Annotated in this window: 7 protein-coding genes; 4 read left to right on the forward strand and 3 right to left on the reverse strand. The window is 74.0% G+C overall.

From position 1 onward, the window contains the following. The first annotated feature begins 102 nt into the window (after nucleotides 1-102). The gene (locus tag AC2CJA_RS06995) at nucleotides 103-1,386 is read left to right on the forward strand and encodes an adenylosuccinate synthase (protein WP_484601787.1); all 1,284 of its coding nucleotides are present in this window, start codon (nucleotides 103-105) and stop codon (nucleotides 1,384-1,386) included. 58 nt (nucleotides 1,387-1,444) lie between these two features. Here AC2CJA_RS06995 and AC2CJA_RS07000 read toward each other — a convergent pair whose 3' ends face one another. Both AC2CJA_RS07000 and AC2CJA_RS07005 read right to left on the reverse strand, forming a co-directional pair. After that, entirely contained in the window at nucleotides 1,445-1,924 is a 480-nt protein-coding gene (locus tag AC2CJA_RS07000; protein ID WP_484601788.1) for a MarR family winged helix-turn-helix transcriptional regulator, read from the reverse strand. After that, the gene (locus AC2CJA_RS07005; RefSeq protein WP_484601789.1) at nucleotides 1,921-2,532 is read right to left on the reverse strand and encodes a DJ-1/PfpI family protein; all 612 of its coding nucleotides are present in this window, start codon (nucleotides 2,530-2,532) and stop codon (nucleotides 1,921-1,923) included. The genes AC2CJA_RS07000 and AC2CJA_RS07005 overlap by 4 nt, the downstream gene beginning before the upstream one ends. 159 nt (nucleotides 2,533-2,691) lie before the next feature. Between AC2CJA_RS07005 and AC2CJA_RS07010 the strand changes: the two genes are divergently transcribed. Next, the gene (locus AC2CJA_RS07010; protein ID WP_484601790.1) at nucleotides 2,692-3,345 is read left to right on the forward strand and encodes a GntR family transcriptional regulator; all 654 of its coding nucleotides are present in this window, start codon (nucleotides 2,692-2,694) and stop codon (nucleotides 3,343-3,345) included. Nucleotides 3,346-3,419: 74 nt separating this feature from the next. Then, nucleotides 3,420-4,070 carry a hypothetical protein gene (locus AC2CJA_RS07015; RefSeq protein WP_484601791.1) on the forward strand — a complete coding sequence of 217 codons (651 nt, stop codon included), beginning with the start codon at nucleotides 3,420-3,422 and terminating at the stop codon, nucleotides 4,068-4,070. A 51-nt stretch (nucleotides 4,071-4,121) separates the two neighbouring features. Here AC2CJA_RS07015 and AC2CJA_RS07020 read toward each other — a convergent pair whose 3' ends face one another. Beyond that, a complete protein-coding gene (locus tag AC2CJA_RS07020; RefSeq protein ID WP_484601792.1) occupies nucleotides 4,122-4,859 on the reverse strand; it encodes an SLATT domain-containing protein in 738 nt (245 codons plus the stop codon). Between the two features lie 296 nt (nucleotides 4,860-5,155). Here AC2CJA_RS07020 and purD point away from each other — a divergent pair, with 296 nt between their 5' ends. Further along, complete coding sequence (purD, locus tag AC2CJA_RS07025; RefSeq protein WP_484601793.1) at nucleotides 5,156-6,442, forward strand: phosphoribosylamine--glycine ligase; 1,287 nt, start codon at nucleotides 5,156-5,158, stop codon at nucleotides 6,440-6,442. Nucleotides 6,443-6,754: the final 312 nt, after the last annotated feature.

Below are 6,754 nucleotides of genomic sequence, written 5' to 3' on the forward strand. Positions count from 1 at the left end.
TTTCGTCGATTCGGGGCACCGGTCCGACGGCTCTTGTCGGCGCGTTCGGTTCACGGCCGACACGCACGTTGGACATGCCCCGGCCGGAAGGGGTGTACGCCTGTGCCCGCACTCGTGCTGCTCGGCGCTCAGTGGGGTGATGAAGGCAAGGGGAAGGCCACCGACCTGCTCGGTGGCTCGGTGGACTACGTGGTGCGCTACCAGGGCGGCAACAACGCCGGCCACACGGTCGTCGTCGGCGACCAGAAGTACGCGCTCCACCTGCTCCCCTCCGGCATCCTCTCCCCGGGCTGCGTCCCGGTGATCGGAAACGGTGTCGTGGTGGACCCGGCGGTCCTGCTCTCCGAGCTGAGCGGGCTCGAAGAGCGCGGCGTGGACACGTCCAAGCTGCTGATCAGCGGCAACGCGCACCTGATCACGCCGTACCACACCACGATGGACAAGGTGACCGAGCGCTTCCTGGGCAAGCGCAAGATCGGCACCACCGGCCGCGGCATCGGCCCGACGTACGCGGACAAGATCAACCGCGTGGGCATCCGTGTCCAGGACCTCTTCGACGAGTCGATCCTGACGCAGAAGGTCGAGGCGGCCCTCGACCAGAAGAACCAGGTCCTCGCCAAGCTCTACAACCGCCGGGCCATCGCCGTGGAGCAGGTGGTCGAGGAGCTGCTCGGCTACGCGGACGCGCTGCGCGGCTACGTCTGCGACACCACCCTGCTGCTCAACGACGCGCTCGACGAGGACAAGGTCGTCCTCTTCGAGGGCGGTCAGGGCACGCTGCTGGACGTGGACCACGGCACCTACCCCTTCGTGACCTCCTCCAACCCGACCGCCGGCGGCGCCTGTACCGGGGCGGGGGTGGGCCCGACGAGGATCGACCGGGTCATCGGCATCCTCAAGGCGTACACCACGCGCGTGGGCGCCGGGCCGTTCCCGACGGAGCTGTTCGACGAGGACGGCGAGAAGCTGCGCACCATCGGCGGCGAGCGCGGCGTCACCACCGGCCGTGACCGGCGCTGCGGCTGGTTCGACGCGGTGATCGCCCGGTACGCCACCCGCGTCAACGGGCTCACCGACTTCTTCCTCACCAAGCTGGACGTGCTCACCGGCTGGGAGAGCATCCCCGTCTGCGTCGCCTACGAGATCGACGGCCGGCGGGTCGACGAGCTGCCCTACAACCAGACCGACTTCCACCACGCCGAGCCGGTCTACGAGATGCTGCCGGGCTGGTCCGAGGACCTCTCGGGGGCCAAGGGGTTCTCCGACCTGCCGAAGAACGCGCAGGCATACGTGAAGGCGCTGGAGGAGATGTCGGGCGCGCCGATCTCCGCCATCGGCGTCGGCCCGGGCCGGGACGAGACGATCCAGATCAACTCGTTCCTCTGACCGGGTCTCCCCGGGGCGTGCGGGGGTGCGCTTCCGTACGCCCCGCACGCCCGCTCGCTCACCCCCGGCCGGGGCGCCGTCCTTCGTCGTCCCCGCCCCGCGCCTCCAGGCCGTCCAGCGCCCTCGACAGCCGCTCCAGCGCGTCGTACACCTCGGCGAAGGCCTCCTCGCCCCCCAGCGCCTCGCCCAGCCGCGCGGCGAACTCCGCGTGCCCCGGGGCGATCCGGTCCACCGCCGCACGGCCCTCCCCGGTGGGGGCGAGCAGTTTGGCCCGGCGGTGCGCGGGGTTGGGCTCGTACACCGCCAGGCCGCGTTCCACCAGCAGGTCCGCCACGCGCTGCACGCTCTGCCGGGTGACGCCCATGGCGCGGGCTATGCCCGCCACCGGCAGCGGCTCGCGCAGCACCGCGCCGAGCACCTGCCACCAGGCGGCGGTCAGCCCGGCGGGCCGGGCCAGCCGCTCGGCGGCGGACAGGAACCGCCCGTTCAGCCGGAAGACCGCCAGCGCCGTCCCCGACAGCAGCCCGGGGGCGCTCACGCCGCCCCGCTCGCGCCCTCGTGGGCCGCCAGCACCCCGTAGGCGCTCGCGTCGGAGTGGCGGAACAGCCGGAACCAGGCGTCCAGCACCTCGGGCGGGTACACCTCCAGCCGGGCCAGGATCTCGCGGGCGAACGCCACCGGCTCGGTGGGCCCGGCGGTGATCAGGTCCCCGTCGGCGCAGGCGTCCGTCTCGCGGTAGTGGCCGCCGCCCCGGTAGCCGGTGGCGGCCAGCACCTCGGCGGCGGCGCCGGTGTGGGGGCGGTCGTCGAGCAGCCCCTCCTTCGCCAGCCCGGTCACGGCCCCGCAGATGGCGGCGACGGGCACTTCGGCGTCCAGGAAGGCGCGGGCCGCCGCGGCGAAGGGCGGAAGCACCTTCTCCCAGGCGTCCGCCCCCGGCAGGATCAGCAGCGCGCTGTCCTCGGGCCGCAGACCGGCGATCGACAGGCCGGGCGACACCTGCATGCCGCCCGTGCTGATCACGGGCTCGCCGCTCTCGCCCACGTACACCACACGGTGTCCGGCGCCGGTCAGGGCGGTGGTGGCGTAGGGGACCTCCCAGTCGGCGAAGGTGTCGTAGACGGCGACGTGCACGGTCCTGCGTTCCATGGCTCCTCCTCGGAACCGCCCATCCGGTCGCATATGACAACATGCTGTCAATTCGACAGGACGCTGTCAAAAGACGGGCGCTAGGCTGGCCTCTGGAAAAGGGGGGCGGATGAGAGACGGCACCGGCGCCCGGACGTCCCGAGCCGTGCGGAGGCGCCCGTGATCCAGCGCAGCACACTGCGCGCGCAGATCGCGGACGCGCTGCGCGACGAGGTGCTCGCCGGGCGGCTCCCGGCCGGCCGGGGCTTCACGGTCAAGGAGATAGCCGAGCAGTACGGCGTCTCCGCCACCCCGGTGCGCGAGGCGCTCGTCGACCTGTCCGCGCAGGGCCTGCTGGACGTGGAGCAGCACCGGGGTTTCCGCGTCCACGTCTTCACGCCCGCCGACTACCGGGCCATGGTCCAGGCGCGTGCCCTGGTCGCCGAGGGCGTCTTCCGCGGATCCGCCGGAGCGGACCGGCCCGCCCCCGGCGACGAGCGGCTGGCCTCGGTGCGCCGCCGCGCAGAGGCGGCCGAGCGGGCCGCGCTCACCGGGGACCTGGACGTGCTCATCGGCTACGACCTGCGCTTCTGGCGGGAGCTGGGCGAGCTGAGGGGTAATCCCTACATAACCGAGTTCCTGGACCGGCTGCGCGTGCAGTGCTGGGTCTTCGCCGTACCGCACCTGCGCGAGCGGCCCGGCCTGCGGGACGTGCTGTGGACCGGCTACCGCGAGCTGGCCGAGGCGGTCGCGCACGGGGACGACACGGCGGCCGGGCGCCTCGTCGCGGCCTGCGACGAGCTCTGCCTCGCCCTCGTCGGGAAACTGGAGTGAGCGACTACTCTGTTGCGCCCGGATTCCGTACCGCCCGCGCCCGCCGTCCACCGCCTGCCGTATTGGAGTACCCGTTGGCCTGTGACCTCTGGCTGGTGCCGCTCGTCGACGTGCTGTGCCACAGCCCCGACAACCCCTTCGCCGAGGAACTCGCGTCGTACGACAGGGCACTGATCGCCGCCGGACTGCAGCCGGTCCCCGTCCACGGCTACATGCCGGGGCTGTCGGGCGATGTGGCGCCGGTCGCCGGCTTCGACTACGACGCGCTGCACTTCCTGCGCCGCGCCCACCTCCTCCAGCTCTGCGGCCTGGAGGTCACCCCGGTCGACGCGCTCGGCGGCGACTACGAGCAGCTGCTGGAGATGTTCGCCCCGACGGCCCAGCAGTCGCACCTGGTGTGGCACTACGACCACGCCGGCGCGTACGTCCCGGTCGACTTCGCCCATCCGCTCTTCGACGACGAACTCCTCGCCGGCGGCGGCCCGCTGGGCTCCAGCCACGGACTGCTGCGCGAACTCGAGGCGGTCGCCCCGTACCTGGGAATCGACCCGGCCAACCCGCCCCCGGCCCCGGCACCCCCGGCCCGTCCCACGGAACTGGACGAACCGGCCGCCGCCCCGGCGTACGACGCCGGGCCGTTCGCACGGGAGCGCCACGTCTGGCTGGGGCTGCACGCCGCGGCCACCCGGAGCCTGGCGCAGGGCTCCATGATCCTCTTCGGCTGACTCCCCGGCCGGGCTCCCGGCCGCCGCGGCACCGGCTGTCGTCGGCAGCCGTCAGCGCGGCCCCTCCGGGGGCCGCTGCCGCGGCATGCTCGGCCGGACGCCCGGCGGCATCGAGAAGCGGGCCGGCTGCGCGGCGGACTGCGCCGGGCGCGTCCTCCACGCGGAGGAGGTCAGCGACTGGGTGTGCAGCGGCGCCGGACCGGAGCGGAACTCCACCATCCAGGCGGCGGTCTCACCCCTCACCAGCTCGGTCACGTCCTCCGAGAAGCGCCGCAGCACCCCCAGGCACCGCTCGGCGGCCTCGCCGGCCGTGCCCTCGGTGGGCCCGAGCACCTCGCGCACGCTCTCCGAAGCCCAGTCGTACTGCAGCATCTCCAGCCGCCGCTGGACCGCCTGCGCCGTGGCGATGCCGCGCATCCAGCCCGAGGTCAGCCCGAACCAGCGGTCGCACCCCGCGCACACGGCCGCCAGCAGCAGTGCGGGGAACGCCCACAGAGCCGCACCGCGCACCCCGCCGGCCAGCTCCAGCAGCGGCAGACCGCCCCCGGCCGCCAGCCCGGCGGCGGTCCCCGCCCGCAGCGCCCTGGCCCACCGGCGCCTGCGCACCCGGTCGGCCAGATACCACTCCACGACCTCCAGCGCCCCGCTCTCCACCCACCGGTACAGCTCGTCCAGACGCTCGGCGGGCTCGCCCCAGTCCCCCAGCGGGAACGGCCGCCCGAGCAGATCCCCGTGCTCGCCCCGCCCCGTGCCGCCGCCCGTTCCGGGGCGCATCTCCGGCTGACTCACCCGCCACTCCCAACAAAGCCCTCGCTCGGATCCACTCGCGGACGGACCTCCCTCGGACCGCTCGGTGCCCCTTCCTACCCCCAAAAGTGGGAGGCCTCTCGGCCTTCGCGGCATTTCCGCCCATACGTGCATCCCGATTGGGTATACAGGCCCCGCTCTTCTCACCCGATGGAGTGAGAAGCGCGTTTCGGCTGCCGTCTCGCGCCTCTGACCACGCACGACACCGCCCGGGTCCCGCCGTCCGCCTGCCGGGCGGACCCGCCGGGGCCCGGGAAGGGACGGATAGGGTGCAGGGCGTGAAGGTCCTCGTCATCGGCGGCGGCGCCCGCGAACACGCCCTGTGCCGCTCCCTGTCCCTCGATCCCGACGTCACCTCGCTGCACTGCGCGCCCGGCAACGCCGGAATCGCCCAGGTGGCGGCCCTGCACTCCGTCGACGCGCTCGACGGCCCGGCCGTGGCCGCACTGGCCGCAGGGCTGGAGGCCGACCTCGTCGTGGTGGGGCCGGAGGCCCCGCTGGTGGCCGGGGTGGCCGACGCCGTGCGCGAGCGCGGCATCGCCGTCTTCGGCCCGTCGGCCGAGGCGGCCCGGCTGGAGGGCTCCAAGGCGTTCGCCAAGGAGGTCATGGCGGCCGCCGGGGTCCCCACGGCCCGCTCCTACGTGTGCACCACCGACGAGGAGACCGACCGCGCGCTGGACGCCTTCGGGCCTCCGTACGTCGTCAAGGACGACGGGCTGGCGGCGGGCAAGGGCGTCGTCGTCACCCCCGACCTGGAGGCCGCCCGCGCCCACGCCCGCGGCTGCGGGCAGGTGGTGGTCGAGGAGTACCTGGACGGCCCCGAGGTCTCCCTGTTCGCCGTGACCGACGGCGAGTGCGTCGTACCGCTGCGGCCCGCCCAGGACTTCAAGCGCGCCCACGACGGGGACGAGGGCCCCAACACCGGCGGCATGGGCGCCTACTCGCCGCTGCCCTGGGCCGACCCCAAGCTGGCCGACGAGGTGCTGACCACCGTCCTGCAGCCCACCGTGGACGAGATGCGCCGCCGCGGCACCCCCTTCTCCGGGCTGCTCTACGCGGGCCTGGCCATCACCTCGCGCGGGGTGCGCGTGGTGGAGTTCAACGCGCGCTTCGGCGATCCGGAGACCCAGGTCGTCCTGGCCCGTCTGAGGACCCCGCTGTCCGGGCTGCTGTACGCGGCGGCCACCGGCGCCCTGGCCGAGTTCCCGCCGCTGCGCTGGAGCGACGACGCGGCCGTCACCGTCGTCGTCGCCTCCGAGGGCTACCCCGTGTCCCCCCGCACGGGGGACGTGATCGAGGGCCTGGAGGAGGTCGCCGGGAAGGACGCCCCCACCGCGTACGTCCTCCACGCCGGCACCCGGCTGGACGGGGAGGGGCGCGTGGTCAGCACGGGCGGCCGGGTCCTGTCCGTCACGGCCACCGGAGCCGGGCTCGCCGAGGCACGTGAGCACGCCTACCGGGCGGTGTCCCGCATCCGGCTGGCGGGTTCGCACCACCGCGGCGACATCGCCGCCGCGGCGGCCGAGGCCGGGGAGGCGGCCGGGGAGGCGGCCGGGCAGGTCTGAGCCGGCGTCCGGCCGGGCGCCCCCGACAGGGGATTTCCGCACCCGGCTTTACCCAAAGCCATTCCATCGAGTGACCGCTTCCTCATCCGGCTGACGGCCACCCGGGCGCCGACTAGGGTTCCCGCGGACGGCTCCGGCAAGTGGCCCACCGCACATTGCGATGTCGGTCGCCGGTGCCACAGTGGGGGAGTGACGGCAGGCGCGGGGGAACGGCAAGGGGGTGAGCGGCTCATGGCGGTACCGGAGACGGGCGCGCGTTCGGCGCGCGACCACGCGCTGGCGGTCCTGAGGGTGTGCGGCGCCGCGCTGGGC

The sequence above is a fragment of the Streptomyces sp. ATLC9 genome, from assembly GCF_057196705.1.